Here is a 19,866-nt window from a genome sequence, read left to right on the forward strand (position 1 = left end):
GGCCCGGAAACCGTTCCTGGCAAGGAAAATCGTGACCTCGCCGTGTCCGGGCCCCTGCGGTCCAGTGGCGCGGCACGCGTTTGTTAACGGCCTCTGTAACAAGGAGTCCGTGAGTTCTTCCCGTCGACGAAAGAGGAACCGACAGCCGTGAACGACTATCCCTACGGTGACCTCCGGGAGTACCTGGCCGAGCTGGACCGCCGCGGGCTGCTGGTGCGCGTGAGCCGGCCCGTCGACAAGGACACCGAGCTGGTTCCGTTGGTGCGCCTGCAGTTCCGCGGGCTGCCGGAGGCCGAGCGCAAGGCGTTCCTCTTCGAGAACGTGACCGACGGGTCCGGGCGGCGCTACGACGGCACCGTGGTGATGGGGGCGTTCGCGTCCTCGCGGGCGGTCTACACGACGGCGCTGGCCGCGAAGCCCGACGAGGTGGCCGGGCGCTGGGCCGCGGCGCTGAGCAACCCGGTCGAGCCGGTGGTGGTCGAGACGGGACCGTGCAAGGAGAACGTCCTCACAGGACAGTCCCTCCTGGACGCCGGCGGCGTCGACGGCTTCCCGCACCCGATCTCGACGCCCGGTTTCGACCCGGCGCCGTTCCTCACCGCGCCGTACTGGGTCACGAAGGACCCGGAGGACGGCACCTACAACGTCGGTATCTACCGCGGCATGGTGAAGGGCCCGGACCGGATCGGGCTGCAGATGGACACGCCCACGCAGCACATCGCGATCCACCTCGCCAAGGCGCGCCGCCTCGGCAAGAAGCTGGAGGCCGCGATCGTGCTCGGCGCGGTGCCCGCGGTCGGCTTCGCCGGCGCGCAGAAGATCCCGTTCGGCGTCAGCGAGTACGCCGTGGCCGGTGGCCTCATGGGCCGGCCGCTCGAGGTGGTGCGCTGCGAGACGGTGGACCTCGAGGTGCCCGCGCACGCGGAGATCGTGCTCGAGGGCGAGATCGACCCGGAGCACCTCGAGTCGGAGGGTCCCTTCGGCGAGGCGAGCGGCTACATGGGCGCGAAGACGACGTCGCCGGTGTTCCGCGTCCGCTGCATCACCCACCGCACGGCGCCGGTGGTGCAGGCGTTCATCAGCGAGTTCCCGCCGAGCGAGTCGACGCTGATGCGCAAGATCGCGTTCGAGAACGTGTACCTGCGGTTCCTGAAGCAGGCGTGCAACATCAACGCGGTGCAGCGCTTCGTCACGCACGAGAGCGGAACGTGCAACATGTTCTTCGTGATCCAGCTGAAGAACCCGACGCCCGGCCAGGCTCGGCAGGCGCTCTACGCCGCGTCCGGGTACGAGGCCTCGATGGGCAAGACGATCATCGCCGTGGACGACGACGTCGACCCCGAAGACCTCAGCGCCGTGGTGTGGGCGATGAGCTTCCGCATGCAGCCGGCCCGCGACGTCACCATCCTGCCGGGCAAGCTGCCGCGCCTCGACCCGTCGGCCGCCGAGGACGGCAGCCTGTCCTCGGCGCTGCTGATCGACGCCACGCGCAAGCGCCCGTACCCGCCGACCTCGTTGCCGGCCAAGGAGTTCATGGACCGGGCGCAGGACCTGTGGCAGGAGCTCGGCCTGCCGGAGCTGTCGCTGGCCGAACCGTGGCACGGTTACGAGCTCGGCGAATGGTCCGACGCCGACCGGCACCGGGCGGCCGAAGCGGTGCAGGGGCGATACGCCTCGACCGAGGAGTGACGGTCTGTCCACAGTGGGCCGTCGAGGTCCACTGTGGACCTACTCGGCGACGTCGAAGAGCTCCACGGCGCGATCGTCCAGCAGGGGCACGATGCCGTCGAGGACGAGCCGCTTGAAGTGCTCCGTCTTGCGGTGCTCGGCGAACGCCTCCCGCGAGACGTAGCGCTCCAGCAGCACCACCGAGCGCGGGTCGTCGAACGAGCGGTAGACGTCGAACGCGAGGTTGCCCGGCTCGGTGCGCGCCGCCTTCGCCAGCTGCGGCACCAGCGCGGCGACCTCGTCCTCCTTGCCGGCGGACACGGTGTAGCGGGCGATCACCTGGAGCTGGGGCATGCTCGGTCTCCTCGCGGTCTGCTGTAGCGCTGGCTTCGGTTCCAGGGCGGACTGTAGCCGAGGTGCGGGCTGCGCGGCCTGGTTCTGTGGCCCGCCTCGCGCCCCTCGTTATTGAAGTCGACTCCAAATTTAGAGCGTGCCATACTCGGGCTCGTGGCCGGGCTGAGGGAACGCAAGAAGCAGCAGACCGCGCGCCGGATCTCCGACGTCGCGATCGGGCTGTTCGTCGAGCGCGGCTTCGGCGAGGTGACGATCGTCGAGGTGGCCGAGGCGGCGGACGTCTCGGAAGGTACCGTCTACAACTACTTCCGCACCAAGGAAGACCTGGTCCTGCCGCCCGACGAGGCGTCGCCGAAGCGGCTGGCCGACATCGTGGCAGGGCGCGCCGCCGGCCAGTCGGCCGCCCACGCGGTGCTCGCGCGGCTGCGGGAAGAGGTCCGCGGTCGCGAGCGGACCGTCGGGCTCACGCCCGGGTTCGGGCGCGTGCTGGCGCTGATGCAGGCGACGCCGTCGCTGGCCGCGCGGCTCGGCGACCTCGCGGCGCAGATGGTCGACGAGCTCGCCGTCCTGCTCGCGGAGGAGACCGGCGCGGCGGCGGGGGATCCGGTGCCGCGGCTGGTCGCGAGCCAGATCGGCTGGCTGCACTCGCTCGTGTTCGGGGAGATCGGCGCGCGCACCGTCGCGGGCGAGGCACCCGACGTCGTCGCCGGCGTGGTCGAGGAGCTGCTGGACACCGTCGAAGGCCTGCTCGGCGAGCGGGTGCTGGGCTACGCGGTCCGTGAGGAGGACGCATGATCGAGCGGGCGCGGCTCACGCGCTACGTCTCGCCGTTCCGGGAGGGCGGTTCGCTGCCCGGCCTGATGGAGGCCGACGACGAGGGCACCTACGTGGTCAAGTTCCGCGGCGCCGGGCAGGGGCCGAAGGTGCTGGTGGTCGAGGTGCTGTGCGCCGGGATCGCCGGGTTGCTCGGGCTGCCGGTGCCGCGGCTGGTCGAGGCCGAGCTGGACGCGGCGTTCGGCCGGCTCGAGGGTGACCCGGAGGTGCAGGAGCTGCTGTGCGCGAGCACCGGGCCGAACCTCGGCGTCGACTTCCTGCCGGGCGCGTTCGACTAGTCCACTTCGCCAGGCGAAGCCGACCAGCACGTGCTCACCCGCAGCGTACGGCCGCGTGAGCGCGGCGCCGTGGTCGATGAGCACGGGTTTGCGGTGCCACCACAGCAGGTTCGGGTTGCGCCACGACCGGTCGACGTTGTTGACCAGCGCGTCGAACCACAGCACGCGACTCACGAACTGCGCGTCAACGGGGAACGAGCGCACCGAGCGGCGCCTGCACGCCCTCGACCCCGCCGCCGACGCGGGCCGCCACTTCCGCTGGCTCACCGCGGCCCGCAGCACGGTCGTCCGCGCGGGTCCCGTCCACACCGACTTCGCCGCCGACCCGGCCGCGGAACTGGAGCGGCTGCTGACCGCGCTGGTCCGCCCGCTCACCTGAGGGCCTCGAAGCGGCCCCGGGGGACCGGTCCTCGCCACGAGTCGAGGTATGGTGGCATTCGAACACCTGTTCCCATCCCGGGTTCGGGTCCGGACACGCTGTCTCCCCGCGGCGGTTTCACGCGAGCGAGGACAGTGCGGTGGACCAGCAGGACCAGCAACACCGGCGAGGCGGCTTCAACAACCCCCTCATGCGGTGGGCGGAGCTGGAGCGGATCGCGGCGGGGCGGGCGCCCGTGCGGGGCGACGGCGGGGACTCGCCGGCGTGGTCGCGCAAGCGGGAGGGGTACCGGGCGCCCGAGCGGTTGCGGCCGTGGGCGGACGTGGAAGCCGACGTGCGGCGGGTGCCGTACGCGGAGCTGCACCTGCATTCGTACTTCTCGTTCCTCGACGGTGTCGCCTCGCCGGAGGCGCTCGTCGAGGAGGCCGTGCGGCTGGGGCTCGACGCGCTGGTGCTCACCGACCGCGACGGGATGTACGGCGCCGTCCGGTTCGCCGAGGCCGCGCGCGAGGTCGGGGTGCGCACGGGCTACGGCGCGGAGCTGTCGCTCGGCCTGCCGGCGCCGCAGGGCGGGGTGGCCGACCCCGTCGGCACGCACCTGCAGGTGATCGCGCGTGACCTCGAGGGGTACCGGCGGCTGTGCTCGGTGATCTCGCGCGGGCAGCTGGCGGGGGAGAAGGGCCGTCCGGTGCTCGCGCTCGACGACGTCGCCGACGAGCTGCGCGGCCACGTCCTCGTGCTCAGCGGCTGCCGCAAGGGCGCGGTCCGCAGCGCGCTCGCGCGGGGCGACGACGCGGGGGCGGCCACGGCGCTGCGGACGCTGGCCGAGCGGTTCGGCCGGGAGAACGTGGCCGTCGAGCTGCTGGAGGAGGGCCTGCCGCTCGACGCCGTGCACAACGACCGGCTCGACGAGCTGGCGCGGGACCTGAGGCTGCCGACGGTGGCGTCGAACAACGTCCACTACGCGCGCCCCGAGCAGGCGCGCCACGCCGCGGCCGTGGCGGCGATCCGGGCGCGCCGGTCCGTCGACGAGCTGGAGGGCTGGCTGCCCGCCGACGGCACGGCGTTCCTGCGCAGCGGCGCCGAACAGGCCGGCCGCTTCGCGCGGTACCCGGGCGCGGTGCAGCGGGCCGCGCTGCTCGGGGTCGAGTGCGCGTTTGACCTCGCTTTGGTGGCCCCGGAACTGCCGCCGTTCGCGGTGCCTGAGGGGTTCGCCGACGAGGACGACTACCTGCGCCACCTGACGTTCGAGGGCGCCGCCGCGCGCTACGGCGGCCGCGCGGACAACCCGAAGGCCTACGCCCAGCTCGACCACGAGCTCGCGGTCATCCGGCAGCTCGGGTTCCCCGGCTACTTCCTCGTGGTGTGGGACATCGTCAGGTTCTGTCGGAAATCGAACATCCTCGCCCAGGGCCGCGGTTCGGCCGCGAACTCCGCGGTGTGCTTCGCGTTGCGGATCAGCCACGCCGACCCCGTGAAGTGGGGGTTGCTGTTCGAACGGTTTCTCGCCCCCGAGCGCGACGGCCCACCGGACATCGACGTCGACATCGAGTCCGACCGGCGCGAGGAGGTGATCCAGTACGTCTATGCGAAACATGGTCGTTTTCACGCGGCCCAGGTTGCGAATGTCATCACTTATCGTTCGCGTTCTGCCATCCGAGACGCCGCCAAGGCGCTCGGCTACTCGACCGGCCAGCAGGACGCGTTCGGCAAGCGGGTGGACCGCTGGTCGTCCGTCGCGAGCGGCTCGACGCCGGGGGAGCAGGGCCACGAGATCCCCGACGACGTGCTGGAGTGCGCCGCCTGGCTGGAGGACACGCCGCGGCACCTGGGCGTGCACTCGGGCGGCATGGTGATCGCGAAGACGCCCGTCTCCGAGATCGTGCCGGTGGAGTGGGCGACGGCGGCCGACCGCAGCGTGCTGCAGTGGGACAAGGACGACTGCGCCGCGATCGGGCTCACGAAGTTCGACCTGCTGGGCCTGGGCATGTTGTCGGCGCTGCACTACATGATCGACCTCGTCGCCGAGCACCACGACGTCCACATCGGACTACACGACCTCGACCTCGCCGACCCGGCCGTGTACGACATGCTGTGCGAGGCCGACGCGGTCGGGGTGTTCCAAGTGGAGTCCCGCGCGCAGCTCGGCACCCTGCCCCGCCTGCGGCCGCGGAGGTTCTACGACCTCGTGGTGGAGGTCGCGCTCATCCGGCCGGGGCCGATCCAGGGCGGTTCGGTGCACCCGTACATCCGGCGCCGGCGGGGTGAGGAGGAGTGGTCGCACGCGCACCCGTTGCTGGCGCCGGCGCTGGAGCGGACCCTGGGCGTGCCGCTGTTCCAGGAACAGGTGATGCAGATGGCGCGTGACGTCGCGTCGTTCACCGCGGCCGAGGCCGACCAGCTGCGCCGGGCCATGGGGGCCAAGCGTTCCAGTGAGAAGATGCGCCGGCTGGCGGGCCGCTTCTTCGAAGGCGCCGCGGCCAACGGCGTGGCGCCCGACCTCGCCGCCCGAATCTTCGAGCAGATCCACGCCTTCTCCGGTTACGGTTTCCCCGAGGCGCACTCGATGTCGTTCGCGCTGCTGGTGTACGCGTCGGCGTGGTTCAAGCGCTACTACCCGGCCGGGTTCTGCGCCGGCCTGCTGCGCGCGCAGCCCATGGGTTTCTACAGCCCGCAGTCCCTCGTCGCCGACGCGCGCCACCACGGCGTGGTCACGCGCTCGCCGGACCTCAACCTCTCCCTGCCGCACGCGACACTGGAGTCCTGTTCGGACAGTACCGGCGGCGTCGCGATCCGGCTGGGCCTCGCCGGCGTCCGCTCGGTGGGCCAGGACGTGGCCGACCGCATCGTCGCCGAACGCGACGCCGGCGGCCCGTTCGCGTCCATCGGCGACCTGACCGAACGCGTCCAGCTCGCCCGCCCGGTCGTCGAATCCCTCGCCACGGCAGGCGTTTTCGGCGACCGCCGCTCGGCGCTGTGGGCCGCCGGCCCCGCGTCGGCCACGCGGCCCGACCACCTGCCCGGCCTGTCGCTCGGTCACCACGCGCCCCCGCTGCCCGGCATGACGGCGTTCGAACTGGCCACCGCCGACCTCTGGGCCACGGGCATCACGCCCGACCGCCACCCCGTCTCGTTCCTGCGCAGCCACCTCGACGCCCTGGGCGCCCTCCCGGCCGCCTCACTCCTGTCGGTCCCCGACGGCACCCGCATCCAGGTCGGCGGCGCCGTCACGCACAAACAACGCCCCGCCACCGCCGGCGGCATCACGTTCCTCAACCTGGAAGACGAGACGGGCATGACCAACGTCATCGTCTCCGTCGGCGTCTGGCGCCGCAACCGCCGCCTCCTGCAGAACCACTCGGTGCTCCTGGTGCGCGGCATCGCCCAGGTCGGCCAGGGCACCGTCTCGGTGGTGGCGGACCACCTGGCGGCCCTGGACTTGACGGGCCTGGCCCAGAAGTCACGGGACTTCAGGTGAGGCCGGGTGTTCCCGCGGAAACGCGGTGGGCCACTGCTGGGGGCTCGTGCTTGACGCCGGTGACACGTTCGTCACCCTCGCGACGGCGGAGGCGCTGCTCCGGCGCCAGGACTCGGCCGGGCTCGCAGCGGCCGCCACCGCACTCACCACCGCTGACCGTCATGCTCGTCGGGATCAACCCGATCCTTCACCCGGCACAGAACGACTGACGTTCGGCCAGGGCAGAACCGTGAGCTCTGGCCACTGCCGGCGCCAACGACTGGTCTTCGCCTCGAAGACATCGCGTGGTGCCAGGATCGGGTTGGGCCGGACGATGAGGTTGAACACGTCGGACAGCCCGTGCGGCGCGTACACGCGCCAGTGCCCGCCTGGTTCGAGGCGGACCCCCAGGCAGCAGGTGGTCGCGGCGAAGGAGTCGATCGCGTCCTCGGTGGAGGTGTGAGCAGGACATGGCGTCCCGAACTTCTCCTCGTACCAAAGATGGACGCGTGCCTCGTTGCGGATCTCCACCTCGGCTGGGATGTCGGCGAAGACCTGCCTCGCCGACTGGATCACCGCGTCCTCCGCCTCCCACGACAGGTCGGTGGCGTCGAAGTAGAACAGGTCGTAGTCTTTGATGCCGTTGCCGGGCGCCCGGTCGGTGACTGCGTTCCAGACGGTCTGGAACAGACAGCCTGCCGTGAGATACCAGCCGGGCAGCCCCAGCGACACCGACCGGGACAGCACCTCCGTGAGCACCTCGTTGCGGGAGAGCACCTTTCGGAAGGCGTCGAGTTGTTCGTCAACAGGTAGTTGGCTGATCACCGCCTATGCCTACCACCTGCGCGGCTGGGTGGGCGGACACGCGTCAACGACCGGACGGCACACGACCTCGACTGGCGCGACTCGGGCCAGGTGTTTGGTCTCCCGGTGCGCCGACGGTCAGCAGAACCACCCGGCCTGGACCCAGCCGCGCTTGTTGACGTGGCCCATGGCGTAGCCTTCGGCCCAGCCGCCGCTGGGGGAGTAGCGGGAGAGTTCGAAGTGGTCGCCGCTGTAGAGGGTGCCGATGATGACGCCGGCGGGTTCGTTGCGGACGTAGAGGTCGGTCGCGCAGATCTCGTACACCGTGCCGGCGGAGGCGGCCGGGGCGAGGCCGACCGCGGCCGCCGCGGCGAGCGCGGTGGCGGCCAGGACCTGGGCAGGGCGGGGAATGGGCATGGTTCTCCTGTTCCGGGGATTCGGGGGGCGACGGCTCAGTCGAGGCTGAAGCAGCTGCGCAGCAGGAAGCCCCACTTGCTCTTGCCGTGCCAGAAGACGTCGGCCGAGTAGTGGTCGGCGGTGATGTAGCGGACGCCGATGTAGTTGCCCTGCACCAAAGTGTCGATCGGGTCCGAGTGCCCCTGGCCCGAGGTGTAGTTGCCGAAGAGTGTGGCGGTCGCGCACGTGATGTGCGCCGGCCGGGTGGGCACCCACGGGTCGGACAGCGTCCCGCTGCCGCTCTGCGCGCTCGCCTGCGCCGGCACCACCCCCAGGCCGGCGGCCCCCAGCACCAGCACGGCCACCGCCAGGGCGCGACGAGGAATGAACCGCATCATCCGTTCCTTTCCGGCCGGGACGACACCGGCCGTGAAAAGAAGTACCAAACCCCTGCGGCGAAAAGGAAGACATCCGGTGGACCCCGCGTGGACAGCCGGGCGGCGTCGGGCGTTCGGCTGCGGCCCGGTACTGCGAACGGACGATTGCCGGCCGGAAACCCGCTAGCCACCGACGAACGTCACCGTCTCCTCGAGCGGCGCCCGCCCCGTGCGGCCGAGGTCGACGGTGATGTCCTCGTGGCCGAGGGACATGCCGCAGAACAGGATGAGGTCCGCCGGCGGCGAGACGATCTCGGCGACGGTCTTGTGGAACTTCGCCCACGCCATCTGCGGACAGCTGTGCAGCCCTTCGGCGCGCAGCAGCAACATGACGGTCTGCAGGAACATCCCCGCGTCGGACCACTGCGGCCGGCCCATGGTGGGGTCGAGGTAACAGAACAACGCGGCCGGGGCGCCGAAGCAGTCCCAGTTCGCGGCGGCGGCGCGCTGGCTCGCCTCGACGTCCTCGCGGGAGATGCCGAGCGCACCGTAACGCTGCTTCCCGAACGCGGCGCGCCGCTCGGCGTACGGCGACTTCAGCGTGGCCGGGTACTGCTCGTACTGGGCCTCGTCCCACGGGTCCCCGGTCGCGATCCGCTCGCCCGCGCGCTTCTTCAGCTCCGCCAACGGCGCCCCCGTCACCACGAACACGTGCCACGGCTGCAGATTCGACCCGGACGGCGCCGCGCCGGCGGCCGCCAGCACCCGCCGAAGCACCTCCGGCGCCACCGGCTCGTCCGTGAAGCCCCGCACCGCCCGCCGGCTCGTGACTGCGTCGTAGACGTCCATTCTGCCCCCTTTTGTATCTAGTGAAATAGTATCATTCAACACTATCTCGAAGGCAGCCTCCGACCGCGTGAGGACGCTTACGCGATCACCGCGATCCGCCGGTCATACTGTGCTCGTGAGCGACTATTCGTGGCCTGAGCACGGAGACCGCGTGGCCGAGCGGGCGCGCGCCACTTGGGATGTCGTCGTCGCACGACTGCCCGTCGGCGCCCGGATCACGGGCTCGGTCATCGCACGTCAGCCCTTCGGTGTGTTTTTCGCGGTCGACGAAGTGCCTGGCGCCCTTGCCCTGGCGGAAGTCACCGGTCTTCCGGACGGCGGTGAGCTTCCGGTTCTTTCGGCTCACGTCACCGGCGAGGTCCTCGGGCACCGGCACGACAACCACCAGATCTACGTCCGAGTCACCCACGTGGACTGATCCACCGTCATTCGACGCGCGAGCAAGCCTCCCCGAACTCCAGGGCCGAGGTCGTGTCGTCCGTGCCCAGAGCCAGCACGGCGGAGCGAACCCGTGCGGCAGTGGCGTCGTCGACCACCAGGGCCATGTTCTCGGCGTACTTGGCCGAAATGTCCTCACCGGACAGTGGCCGTTCGGCATGCCCGCGGTTCACCTGTTCCCGCCGGAACAACCGGCGCCCGTCTCGCAGTGTGACTTCCACCGCGGCCGAGTAGGCGTCCGGGAATCGCGACTCCGGGTCGTCGACGAAGTCCACCCGGTCGGCGACCGCGTGGATGGCCGGGTCGTCGAGCGAGGCCGGCGTGAACTCCGCCAGCGTGAGCCGGCCGCGGGTCAGGCAGGCGCCCGCGATGTAGGGCACGCTGAACTTCGCGTCGTACAGGTCGCGCGGGCGGCGTTTGCGTTCCGCGGGCTCGAAGACGGCCGCCGCGGCGGTGGGGTGGACGAGGCAGCGGATGTGCTCGACGTCGTCGGCCGTGAAGCCCTCGGTTGCGCGCAGGGCGAGCAACGCGTCGGCGAAGCCGTGGCTGAAGTGGCAGCTCGGGTAGGGCTTCACGCCCGTCGTGAGGAGTTCCCAGCGGGAGCCGAGGCCGTCGGTCAGCGCGTCGGGATCCCAGGAACGCGCGCCCAAATGCGTGGCGTAGAGCCCGTAGCGGCCCTCGTACACCCGCCCCGGGCCCGGCCACCCCGCGCGGGCGAACGCCGCCGCCGTCAGGCCCGACGCGGCGGCCCAGCCCGGGTGCAGGCGTTTCGTCCACGCGCCGTCCTCCAGGAACTCCAGGATTCCCGACGCCATCGAGCCCACGATCTCCTGCGCGCCCGCGATCCCGGCGGCGTCGAGGCCGCCGAGCTTCGCCGCGGCCACCGCGGCGCCGAACGCACCCGCGACACCGGTCGGGTGGAAGCCCGCGTCGTGGAAACCGCCGTGCGCCGCCAGTCCGACGCGGGCGCTCACCTCGATCGCCAGCACGTACGCCACCAGCAGCTCCCGCGCGGTGCGCCCGGACGCGATCGCGGCGGCCAGCGAAGCGGGCAACGCTGAAGCCGACACGTGCACGATCGAGCCGATGTGCGTGTCGTCGAAGTCGTGGCCGTGCACGAGGATCCCGCCCAGCATCGCGGCGTCGCGCGCGGGCAGGCGGTCGGGGAGCGCGAGCACGGGCTGGTCGCCGGAGCCCAGGAACGAGAACGCCTCGCGGGCCTTGCGCGCGAACGGTTCGTCCGCGGCGCAGAACGCGAGCCCCACCGCGTCGAGGGCGAGGTGGCGCGCCTGCTCGACGACGGCGGCGGGCAGGTCTTCGAACCGGACGCCGGCGGCGAACTCCCCGAGCCGGCCGGCGAGCGTGGTGGTCGGGTGCATGCCCAGCAGTGTGCAGTGCCCACCGCGCCACCGCAAGGCATATGTCGGACGTTTAGTCTTCCATCTTCTCGTACAGCGGCCGCAGGCTGTGCAGGTGCTCGCGCGTGAGCCGCTCGGCCGCGTCGGCGTCGGCATCGGCCACGGCGCGGTGGATGTCGACGTGGTCGGCGTCGACCTGGTCCCACACGTCGCGCGGGATGCGGTCGCGGTGCAGCCGGCCGCGCAGCACGTCGTTGATCGGGCGGCACATCAGGTGCAGCAGCGGGTTGCCGGTGATGGCGACCAGCGTCGTGTGGAAGTCCCAGTGCACGACGAACCCGCTCGACGGGGCCAGCGCGGACGTGCTCGTCGTCGCGCCCGCCAAGGACTCCAGGCCCGCGGCGTCGGCCCGGGAAGCCGCCAGCCGCGCGGCCAGCGGCTCCAGGATCAGCCGCGCCTCGAGCAGGTTCTCCACGGTCATGCCCTGCGCGTTCACCAGCAGCCCCAGCGCGCCGCCGAGATTCTCGGCGACGCTCAGCGCGTCCGGGCTCGACACGAAGGTCCCACCGGTCGCGCCGCGCGTGGTGTCCACCAGGTGCTGGCTCGCGAGCAGCCGCAGCGCCTCGCGCACGGTGCTGCGGCTGACGCCGAACAGCCGCGCCAGCTCGGCCTCGTTGGGCAGCCGCGTGCCGGCGGTCAGCTCACCGGTCAGGATCTGGTCCTTGAGCTGGTCGGCAACCTGGCGGTACGCGGCCTGGACGCGGCGCACCCGCAGGCCGGCCTGTGGGCCGGCGGTCTCGGTCATCGGTTCCCCCTCGGTCGGAAAAAGCGTGCTCCTCGAAGCGTAGGACATCGGGAACGAGCGTGGCACCAGCTGAGCGATTTAAATGTCTGAGGTATTGCCAACCGCAGGTCCGATGCGCATACTTCAGCGCAGATTCCCACCCGCCGACACCCCGGAGGTGCCGTTTTGACGGTGCACGACGGCCGGCAAGGGCGCTACTACGAGGACTTCGCCGTGGGCGACGTCTACCGCCACCCGCTGGGTCGCACGATCAGCGAAGCGGACAACACGTGGTTCACCTTGCTCACCATGAACACCCACCCCGCGCACTTCGACGCGCACTACGCCGAGCGCACGCCGTTCGGCCGGATCCTGGTCAACTCGGGGCTCACGATCGCGATGCTGCTGGGCCAGAGCGTCTCGGACATCAGCCAGCGGGCGATCGCGAACCTCGCGATGACCGACGTGCGGCTGACGCACCCGGTCTTCGTCGGCGACACGCTCTACGGCGAGTCGATCTGCACCGCGAAGCGCGAGTCGGCCTCGAAGCCCTACGCGGGGCTCGTGTCCGTGCACACCCGCGGCCTCAACGGCGACGGTGACGAATGCCTGTCGTTCGACCGCACTGTGCTGGTGTACAAGCGATCCGAGGCCGACGCCATCGACTCGTTCCCCACCGCGAAGTCGGGACCGCTGACGCTGGGGGACCGCGCATGACCCGCCCCCTGCCGCTCGCCGACGTCCGAGTGCTCGCCGTGGAGCAGTACGGTGCCGGCCCGTTCGGCTCCGTGCACCTGGCCGACCTCGGCGCCGAGATCGTGAAGATCGAGGACCCCGGCACCGGCGGCGACGTCGGCCGCCACACCCCGCCCTACGCCGAGGACGGCGATTCGCTGTTCTTCGAAGCCTTCAACCGCAATAAACGGTCCGTGGTCCTCGACCTCACCGACCCCGCCGGCCGCGAGGTCTTCGAGGAGCTCGTGAAGGTCAGCGACGCCGTGTACTCGAACCTGCGCGGCGACGTGCCGGCGAAGATGCGCATCCGCTACGAGGATCTCAAGCACCTCAACCCGAAGATCGTCTGCTGCTCGCTCTCGGGTTACGGCATGACCGGCCCGCGCAGCGCCCAGCCCGGGTACGACTACCTGTTGCAGGGCCTGGCCGGCTGGATGTCCGTGACGGGTGAGCCCGACGGCCCGCCCACCAAATCGGGACTGTCCATGGTGGACTACACCGGCGGGATCGTGGCCGCGCTCTCGATGGTCACGGCCATCCACGCCGCCCGTCGCGACGGCGTCGGCACCGACTGCGACGTGAGCCTCTACGACACCGCGGTCGGCATGCTCACCTACCTCGCGACCTGGCACCTCAACCGCGGCTTCGAACCCGGGCGCACGCACCACTCCGCGCACCCGAGCCTGGTGCCGTTCCAGAACTTCGAGACGGCCGACTCGTGGGTCGTCATCGGCTGCGCGAAGCAGAAGTTCTGGGATCGCCTGGTGGCGGCCGTCGGCTCCCCGGCGTGGGCGGCCGACGAGCGGTTCTCGACGCCCGCCGGCCGCTACGCCAACTCGGCGGAATGCCTGGGGCACCTGGAGAAGGAGCTCCTCACGCGCACCACGGCCGAATGGCTGTCCGTGCTCGAACCGGCCGGCGTGCCGTGTGCGCCGATCAACACGATCCCGCAGGCGCTGGTGGAAGAACACACCGCGGCCCGGGGTCTCGTGGTGACAACCGAACATCCGCGGTTCGGTTCCGTACACCAGGTCGCCTCGCCCGTGCGCGCCGGCGAGCCGCGGACGGAGCACCACCGGGCTCCGTTGCTGGGCGAACACACCGCCGCCGTGCTGAGCGAGCTGCTCGGCACCTCCGAAGCGGACTACCAGGCGCTCGCGAGCCGAGGCGCTTTCGGAACGGACAGGAGCGCGCCGTGGATTTCACACTGAGCCCCGACCAGGAGCAGTTCCGCGCGATCCTGCGCGACTTCGTCGACACGGAGATCGTGCCGGTGGCCCGCGACTGGGAACACGAAGGCCGCTACCCGGCCGAGATCGTCGCGAAGATGGCCGACCTCGGCCTGTTCGGGCTGATGATCCCCGACACCTACGGCGGCGGCGAAGCCGACTTCGTCTCGTTCACGCTGATGTTCGAGGAGATCTCGCGCGGCTGGATGGGCATCGCCGGGATCCTGGGCAGCCATTCGCTCGCGTGCTGGATGCTCGCCCGGCACGGCACCGCCGAGCAGAAGCAGCGCTACCTGCCCGAACTGGCGACCGGGCAGCGTCGCACCGGCATCGCGCTGACCGAGCCCGACGCCGGCACCGACCTGCAGGGCATCCGCACCACCGCGACCCGCGACGGCGACAGCTACGTGGTCAGCGGCACCAAGATGTGGATCACCAACGCCCGCCACGCCGACCCGTTGCCCGTGCTGGTGAAAACCGATCGCACCACCACACCGGCACACAAGGGCATGAGCGTGCTGCTCGTGGACGCCGATTCGCCCGGCTTCCAGGTGACCCGGGACATCCCCAAGCTCGGCTACAAGGGCACCGAATCGTGTGAGGTCGTGCTCGACGAGGTCCGCGTGCCGGCGGCGAACCTGCTCGGCGGCGTGGAAGGCCGTGGGCTGCAGCAGGTGCTCTCGGCGCTGGAGGTCGGCCGCCTCAACATCGCCGGCCGCAGCCTCGGCATCGCGCAGCGCGCGTACGACGAGGCCCTCGCGTACTCCACGCAGCGCAAGGCGTTCGGCAAGCCGATCGCCGAGTTCCAGGCCACGCAGATCCGCCTCGCCGAGATGGCGACGCAGCTGCAGGCCGCCCGGCTGCTCACCTACTGGTCGGCGTCCTCTTTGGACCGCGGCGAACGCTCCGACCTGCAGACGGGCATGGCCAAGCTGTTCGCCTCCGAGGTCGCCCTGCAGGCCGCGCAGGACTCCATGCGCGTGCACGGTGGTTATTCCTACTCCACGGAGTTCGAAATCGAACGCCTCTACCGCGACTCGATCCTCATGACGATCGGCGAGGGCACCAGCGACGTGATGCGCACTGTCATCGCGAAGTCGCTCATCGCGGGCAAGGGCCGGGTCGGGTGGTGACCCGCAGCGGGCTGTTCTGCCCCGGCGACCGCCCCGACCGCCTCACGAAGGCGGCCGCGGTGGGCGATGCGGTGATCGCCGACCTCGAAGACGCCGTTGCACCGCAAGCGAAAGCCGGCGCGCGGACGGCGGTGGCGGCCTGGCTGCGGGAACGGCCGGACCTCGCGCCGCGGACGTGGGTGCGGGTCAACAACGACCGCCACCTCGAAGCCGACCTCGACGCCGTCACCACGCTGGGCATCGCCGGTGTCGTCCTGCCGAAAGCCGAGCTGGCGGCCGTCGCCGAGGTCACCGCCCGCACCGAGGTCCCCGTCTTCGCCCTGGTGGAGACGGCGAACGGCCTGCAGGAGCTGCCTGAACTCGCCCGCCACCCGGCCGTGACCCGGCTCGGGCTGGGCGAGTACGACCTCGCCGCGGAGCTCGGCACCGCCGCCCCGAGCCTCACCGAGAACACCGGACCACTCGCCTGGGCGCGGGCCCAGGTCGTGGTGGCCTCGGCCGCGGCCGGTCTCGCCCCGCCACCCGCCGCCGTGAGCGCGGAACTCGACGACCCCACCGGGTTCCGCGCCGACACCCTGGCGCAGCAGCGCGCCGGGTTCTTCGGCCGCCTGTGCGTCCACCCCGCGCAGGTCGCCCTCACCCACGAAGTCCTCGTCCCCACCACCGAGGAAGTCACGCATGCGCAGGACGTCCTGCGTGCGCTGGAAAACGCCAAGAACACCGGGAACACCGGGAACACCGGGAACACCGGGAACACCGGGGTCGCCGTGGTCGCGGGACGGATGGTCGACGCGGCCGTCGTCCGCCGTGCCCGCCGCGTGCTCGCCCTGGCCGAAGCAGCCGATCAGCTGATCGAGGAGGACCAGCAGTGAAACGCATCGGAGTCGACGTCGGTGGCACGTTCACCGACCTGATGTACTGGGACGAGGACGGTGCCGTCGCGGTGCACAAGGTCCCGTCCACCCCGCACGATCCCGCACTGGCCACCATGGACGGGGTCCGGCAGCTGAGCGAGCGCCTCGGCATCGCGGTGTCGGACCTGGACCAGTTCCTGCACGGCACCACCGTGGCCACCAACATCGTGCTGGAGCACAACGGCGCGGACGTCGGCCTCATCACCACCGAGGGCTTCCGCGACATCCTGCACATCGCCCGCAAGAAGCGGCCGCTGAACTACTCGTCCTACCAGGACCTGCCGTGGCAGAAGTGGCAGCTCGTGCGCCGCCGCAACCGCCGCGTGGTGCCCGAGCGCATCGACTCCTCGGGCGCGGTCCTCGTGCCGCTCGACGAGGACGCCGTGCGCGAGCAGGTCCGGGTGCTGCGCGACAACGGCGTGCAGGCCATCGCGGTCTGTTTCCTGCACTCCTACCGCAACCCCGCCCACGAGCAGGCGGTGAAGCGGATCATCGAGCAGGAGTACCCCGACGTGTTCATCTCGCTCTCGAGCGAGGTCGCGCCGCAGTACCGCGAGTACGAGCGCTTCTCCACCACTGCGCTCAACGCGTTCGTCGGCCCCAAGGTTTCGCGCTATGTCGACAACCTCGCGAACACGACCCGTGCGGCCGGCGTGCGCGGCGAGGTCGGCCTGATGACGTCGGCCGGCGGCCTGATCACCGCGCGCGGCGCCGTGGACAACCCGGTGCTGCTGCTCACCAGCGGCGTCGTCGCCGGGCTGCTCGGCGGCTGCGCGATCGGTGAGGCGTCGGGCTTCCCGAGCGTGATCACGCTCGACGTCGGCGGCACCTCGGCCGACATCGGCGTGGCGCCCGACGGCAAGCTGCGCATGAAACACCTGCTCGACACGCGGATCGGCGACTACCACGCCATGGTCCCGATGGCCGAGGTCGACACCATCGGCGCCGGCGGCGGCTCGATCGCGTTCATCGACGAAGGCGGCATGTTCCGCGTCGGCCCGCGCAGCGCCGGCGCGACGCCCGGCCCCGCGTGTTACGGCCGCGGCGGCACCGAGCCCACGAGCACCGACGCCATGGTCGCGCTCGGCTGGCTGCGTGCCGACAGCTTCCTGTCCGGCACCATGGAGGTCGAACCGCAGCTCGCGGTGAAGGCGATCGACGAGCACATCGCCGAGAAGCTCGGCACGTCCGTGAGCCACGCCGCCATCGGCATCTTCCAGATCGCCGCCCACGCGATGACCGAGGCGATCAGCCTGCACTCGGTGCGCAAGGGCTACGACCCGCGCGACTTCTCGCTCGTCGCCGAGGGTGGCGCGGGGCCGCTGTACGCGTGGCACATCGCCGAACAGCTCGGCATCCCGCGCGTGATCGTGCCGCACCACCCGGGCATCGCGTCGGCGATGGGCCTGCTGGCCACCGACATCCGCAGCGAGACCCCGGCGACGGTGTGGACCTCCTCGGCCGACCCCGACCTGGCGCGCATCACCGCGGAGTTCGACCGGCTCACCGCGCACGCCGTGGAGCAGCTCGGCGCCGACGGCCTCGCGCCCGAGGACGTCGTGATCGAGCGCAGCCTCGACTGCCGCTACATCGGCCAGGGTTACGAGCTGCGCGTGCCCGCCCCGTCCGGGGAGATCGACGCCGGCTGGGTGGCCCGGGCGGCCGCGGCGTTCCACGATGTTCACGAACGAACGTATCTGCAGCGGTTCGACGACAAACCGGTTCACCTGGTGAACGTGCGCGTGACCGCCGTGGGCAAGGTCGGGCACGTGCCGCTGGCCGACGTCGAGGCGGGCGGCACCGACCCGTCGGCCGCGGTGAAGACCACCACCGACGCGGTGTTCTGGTCCGGCGCCGGCGAAGCCACGCCGTTTCCCACCAAGGTCTACGACCGTGCGCGGCTCAAGGCGGGCAACGTGCTCGAAGGTCCCGCGATCGTCGAGCAGTTCGACTCCACGACCATCATCGGCCCCGGTCAGCGCGCCACCGTCGACCGCGTCGGCCACCTCGTCATCGACACCGCCGCGGCCCAGCCCGGCCGAGCCATCGAAGGAGGCCAGCGGTGACCGCTCTCGACCCCGCCGGCGTTTCGCTCGCCGGAGTCGCCCCCGGCGACTTCACCACCGTCGACGTCGACCCGATCACCTTGCGCGTGATCGGCGGCGCGCTCAACTCCATCGCCAAGGAGATGGCCCAGATCCTCTACCGGATGGCGTATTCCAGCCTCATCCGGGAATCGGAGGACCTCGGCGCCGGCATCTTCGACGCCAACGGGCGCGAGCTGTGCGAGTCCGACTCCACGCCGATGCACTGCGGCTCGATCCCGGCCTACATCCGCGGCATCAACCGCAAGCTGGCCGGCACCTACCGGCCCGGTGACGTGGTGCTGCACAACCACCCGTACCACGGCGCGGCGCACTCACCGGACTACGGGATCATGATCCCGATCTTCTTCGGCGGCAAGCACATCGGCTTCGCGGGCTGCACCGGGCACGTGTCCGACATCGGCGGCAACTTCCCCGGCCTGTGCATGGACGTGGTCGACGTCTGGGCCGAGGGCAAGCTCATGGACGCGGTGAAGATCTACGACGGCGGCGTGCGCAACGAAGCCCTGATCCAGCACATCCTCGACAACGTGCGCACCCCCGAACAGAACGCCGGTGACCTCGAAGCGCTCATCGCGTGCGCTCGGCTGGGGGAGCGGCGCTTCCTCGAACTGCTGGAGCGCTACGGCCTCGACGTGGTGATGTCGGCGACCGACAAGTGGATGGACTACTCCGAGGACATGCTGCGCCGCCGCATCCAGGAGATCCCGGACGGCAGCTACGAAGCACCGCTGTCCTTTTTGGACGACGACGGCAAGAACCGCGACGTCCCGCTCAAGGTCGCGGTGACGGTGAAGGTCGAGGGCAGCGACATCGTCGTCGATCTCACGGGTTCCCACGAGCAGGTGCCGACCGCGTTCAACGTGCCCTTCGAGGGTTCGGTGCTCCCGACCGTCGCGTCCGCCGTGCGCACGCTGCTGCTCGACGAGGCGCTCACCGAGGAGTTCGTGCCGCAGAACGACGGCTGTTTCCGCCCGGCCAAGGCGTACGCGCCGGAGGGCACGCTGTTCAACCCGGACTTCCCGGCTTCGTGCTTCGCGCGGTTCTCGCAGATCAACCGGATCTTCGACTCGATCAACCTGGCGCTGGCCGACGTGCTGCCGGACCGGGCCGTCGCGGGCTCGTCGGCGGCGCTGTGCGCGATCGCGTACTCCGGCCTGGCCGCCGACGGGCAGTCGTACTGGGTCTACATCGAGATCAACGAGGGCTCCTACGGCGCGCGCAACGGCAAGGACGGCCTCGACTGCGTCGACGCGCTGATGGCCAACACCCGCAACAACCCCATCGAAGAGCTCGAGCTCAACCACGCGATGATCGCGGAGCGTTACGAGCTGCGCGACGAGCCGCCCGCACCCGGCCGGTACCGCGGGGGCATCGGCAGCATCCGCAAGTGGAAGATGCTCACCGACACGTTCATCGGCTCGGAGGCGGACAACCGCACCGACCCGCCGCGGGGTCTCGCGGGTGGGCACGACGGCGTCGCGGGGTCGTTCGTGCGCAACGCGGGCACCGAGCGTGAGGAACTGCTGTACTCGAAGGTGACCCAGGAGAAGTGCGCCGCGGGCGACACGCTGGAGATCAAGCTGCCCTCCGGCGGCGGCTACGGCGACCCGTTCGAGCGGGACGCGCGCGACGTGCGCGAGGACGTGCTCGACGACTACCTCTCGGCCGCCGACGCCCGCGAGCACTACGGCGTGGTGCTCGACGCGCGGACACTGGCGCTCGACGAGGAGGCGACGGCCCGCGTGCGCGGGGCGCGGACGGGAGGCTGACG

At 70.9% G+C, this 19,866-nt stretch carries 19 protein-coding genes; 12 read left to right on the top strand and 7 right to left on the bottom strand.

From position 1 onward, the window contains the following. The first annotated feature begins 147 nt into the window (after positions 1-147). Positions 148-1,689: a UbiD family decarboxylase gene (locus ACQPXB_RS16945; RefSeq protein ID WP_366587965.1), complete on the top strand. Its 1,542-nt coding sequence runs from the start codon at positions 148-150 to the stop codon at positions 1,687-1,689. A 39-nt stretch (positions 1,690-1,728) separates the two neighbouring features. On the opposite strand, the gene ACQPXB_RS16950 is transcribed toward ACQPXB_RS16945, so the two are convergent. Further along, positions 1,729-2,022: a putative quinol monooxygenase gene (locus ACQPXB_RS16950; protein ID WP_432853076.1), complete on the bottom strand. Its 294-nt coding sequence runs from the start codon at positions 2,020-2,022 to the stop codon at positions 1,729-1,731. 153 nt (positions 2,023-2,175) lie between these two features. Between ACQPXB_RS16950 and ACQPXB_RS16955 the strand changes: the two genes are divergently transcribed. The 4 genes from ACQPXB_RS16955 to ACQPXB_RS16970 all read left to right on the top strand — a co-directional run bounded on the left by ACQPXB_RS16955 (position 2,176) and on the right by ACQPXB_RS16970 (position 6,991). Then, positions 2,176-2,817: a TetR/AcrR family transcriptional regulator gene (locus ACQPXB_RS16955; RefSeq protein WP_432853079.1), complete on the top strand. Its 642-nt coding sequence runs from the start codon at positions 2,176-2,178 to the stop codon at positions 2,815-2,817. Next, positions 2,814-3,134 carry a hypothetical protein gene (locus ACQPXB_RS16960; protein ID WP_432853082.1) on the top strand — a complete coding sequence of 107 codons (321 nt, stop codon included), beginning with the start codon at positions 2,814-2,816 and terminating at the stop codon, positions 3,132-3,134. Before ACQPXB_RS16955 ends, ACQPXB_RS16960 begins: the two co-directional genes overlap by 4 nt. A gap of 55 nt (positions 3,135-3,189) precedes the next feature. Further along, positions 3,190-3,513 carry a DUF3037 domain-containing protein gene (locus ACQPXB_RS16965; RefSeq protein WP_432853085.1) on the top strand — a complete coding sequence of 108 codons (324 nt, stop codon included), beginning with the start codon at positions 3,190-3,192 and terminating at the stop codon, positions 3,511-3,513. A gap of 190 nt (positions 3,514-3,703) precedes the next feature. Then, the gene (locus tag ACQPXB_RS16970) at positions 3,704-6,991 is read left to right on the top strand and encodes an error-prone DNA polymerase (RefSeq protein WP_432856681.1); all 3,288 of its coding nucleotides are present in this window, start codon (positions 3,704-3,706) and stop codon (positions 6,989-6,991) included. Between the two features lie 174 nt (positions 6,992-7,165). Here the strand turns inward: ACQPXB_RS16970 and ACQPXB_RS16975 are convergent, their stop codons facing one another. The 4 genes from ACQPXB_RS16975 to ACQPXB_RS16990 form a co-directional block, all read right to left on the bottom strand. Next, positions 7,166-7,795 carry a nucleotidyltransferase family protein gene (locus ACQPXB_RS16975; RefSeq protein WP_432853088.1) on the bottom strand — a complete coding sequence of 210 codons (630 nt, stop codon included), beginning with the start codon at positions 7,793-7,795 and terminating at the stop codon, positions 7,166-7,168. A gap of 117 nt (positions 7,796-7,912) precedes the next feature. Beyond that, complete coding sequence (locus ACQPXB_RS16980; protein WP_386953136.1) at positions 7,913-8,191, bottom strand: hypothetical protein; 279 nt, start codon at positions 8,189-8,191, stop codon at positions 7,913-7,915. 35 nt (positions 8,192-8,226) lie between these two features. After that, complete coding sequence (locus tag ACQPXB_RS16985; protein WP_366587983.1) at positions 8,227-8,565, bottom strand: hypothetical protein; 339 nt, start codon at positions 8,563-8,565, stop codon at positions 8,227-8,229. A 165-nt stretch (positions 8,566-8,730) separates the two neighbouring features. Continuing rightward, entirely contained in the window at positions 8,731-9,396 is a 666-nt protein-coding gene (locus ACQPXB_RS16990) for a nitroreductase (protein ID WP_432853093.1), read from the bottom strand. Positions 9,397-9,547: 151 nt separating this feature from the next. Between ACQPXB_RS16990 and ACQPXB_RS16995 the strand changes: the two genes are divergently transcribed. Beyond that, entirely contained in the window at positions 9,548-9,814 is a 267-nt protein-coding gene (locus ACQPXB_RS16995; protein ID WP_432853096.1) for a hypothetical protein, read from the top strand. A 7-nt stretch (positions 9,815-9,821) separates the two neighbouring features. Here the strand turns inward: ACQPXB_RS16995 and ACQPXB_RS17000 are convergent, their stop codons facing one another. Both ACQPXB_RS17000 and ACQPXB_RS17005 read right to left on the bottom strand, forming a co-directional pair. Then, positions 9,822-11,213 (bottom strand): MmgE/PrpD family protein, encoded by a 1,392-nt coding sequence (locus tag ACQPXB_RS17000; protein ID WP_432853099.1) that lies wholly within the window; start codon positions 11,211-11,213, stop codon positions 9,822-9,824. A 52-nt stretch (positions 11,214-11,265) separates the two neighbouring features. Continuing rightward, positions 11,266-11,997, bottom strand: a complete 732-nt coding sequence (locus tag ACQPXB_RS17005; RefSeq protein WP_366586914.1) for a FadR/GntR family transcriptional regulator — start codon at positions 11,995-11,997, stop codon at positions 11,266-11,268. A gap of 171 nt (positions 11,998-12,168) precedes the next feature. Between ACQPXB_RS17005 and ACQPXB_RS17010 the strand changes: the two genes are divergently transcribed. The 6 genes from ACQPXB_RS17010 to ACQPXB_RS17035 are packed head-to-tail and all read left to right on the top strand — an operon-like array spanning position 12,169 to position 19,864. Further along, a complete protein-coding gene (locus tag ACQPXB_RS17010; protein ID WP_364046666.1) occupies positions 12,169-12,693 on the top strand; it encodes a MaoC family dehydratase in 525 nt (174 codons plus the stop codon). Beyond that, on the top strand, positions 12,690-13,922 hold the full coding sequence (locus ACQPXB_RS17015; protein WP_432853102.1) for a CaiB/BaiF CoA transferase family protein: 1,233 nt from the start codon (positions 12,690-12,692) through the stop codon (positions 13,920-13,922). Before ACQPXB_RS17010 ends, ACQPXB_RS17015 begins: the two co-directional genes overlap by 4 nt. Next, positions 13,907-15,073: an acyl-CoA dehydrogenase family protein gene (locus ACQPXB_RS17020; RefSeq protein ID WP_432853105.1), complete on the top strand. Its 1,167-nt coding sequence runs from the start codon at positions 13,907-13,909 to the stop codon at positions 15,071-15,073. The genes ACQPXB_RS17015 and ACQPXB_RS17020 overlap by 16 nt, the downstream gene beginning before the upstream one ends. Next, the gene (locus ACQPXB_RS17025) at positions 15,067-15,945 is read left to right on the top strand and encodes an HpcH/HpaI aldolase/citrate lyase family protein (protein ID WP_432853108.1); all 879 of its coding nucleotides are present in this window, start codon (positions 15,067-15,069) and stop codon (positions 15,943-15,945) included. Before ACQPXB_RS17020 ends, ACQPXB_RS17025 begins: the two co-directional genes overlap by 7 nt. Beyond that, positions 15,942-18,053, top strand: coding sequence for a hydantoinase/oxoprolinase family protein (locus ACQPXB_RS17030; RefSeq protein ID WP_432853111.1), 2,112 nt, complete (start codon positions 15,942-15,944; stop codon positions 18,051-18,053). The genes ACQPXB_RS17025 and ACQPXB_RS17030 overlap by 4 nt, the downstream gene beginning before the upstream one ends. Further along, positions 18,050-19,864, top strand: coding sequence for a hydantoinase B/oxoprolinase family protein (locus tag ACQPXB_RS17035; protein WP_432853114.1), 1,815 nt, complete (start codon positions 18,050-18,052; stop codon positions 19,862-19,864). The genes ACQPXB_RS17030 and ACQPXB_RS17035 overlap by 4 nt, the downstream gene beginning before the upstream one ends. The last annotated feature ends 2 nt before the right edge of the window (positions 19,865-19,866 follow it).

Source organism: Amycolatopsis sp. CA-161197, assembly GCF_050942255.1.
In the GTDB taxonomy this organism is placed as follows: Bacteria; Actinomycetota; Actinomycetes; order Mycobacteriales; family Pseudonocardiaceae; genus Amycolatopsis.

Bases quoted from the DNA above. Each gene is read 5' to 3' on its own strand.
- ACQPXB_RS17005 (WP_366586914.1), bottom strand. From the start codon at position 11,997: ATGACCGAGACCGCCGGCCCACAGGCCGGCCTGCGGGTGCGCCGCGTC.
- ACQPXB_RS17015 (WP_432853102.1), top strand. From the start codon at position 12,690: ATGACCCGCCCCCTGCCGCTCGCCGACGTCCGAGTGCTCGCCGTGGAG.
- ACQPXB_RS16950 (WP_432853076.1), bottom strand. From the start codon at position 2,022: ATGCCCCAGCTCCAGGTGATCGCCCGCTACACCGTGTCCGCCGGCAAG.
- ACQPXB_RS16980 (WP_386953136.1), bottom strand. From the start codon at position 8,191: ATGCCCATTCCCCGCCCTGCCCAGGTCCTGGCCGCCACCGCGCTCGCC.
- ACQPXB_RS16985 (WP_366587983.1), bottom strand. From the start codon at position 8,565: ATGCGGTTCATTCCTCGTCGCGCCCTGGCGGTGGCCGTGCTGGTGCTG.
- ACQPXB_RS17000 (WP_432853099.1), bottom strand. From the start codon at position 11,213: ATGCACCCGACCACCACGCTCGCCGGCCGGCTCGGGGAGTTCGCCGCC.
- ACQPXB_RS16960 (WP_432853082.1), top strand. From the start codon at position 2,814: ATGATCGAGCGGGCGCGGCTCACGCGCTACGTCTCGCCGTTCCGGGAG.
- ACQPXB_RS16990 (WP_432853093.1), bottom strand. From the start codon at position 9,396: ATGGACGTCTACGACGCAGTCACGAGCCGGCGGGCGGTGCGGGGCTTC.
- ACQPXB_RS16970 (WP_432856681.1), top strand. From the start codon at position 3,704: ATGCGGTGGGCGGAGCTGGAGCGGATCGCGGCGGGGCGGGCGCCCGTG.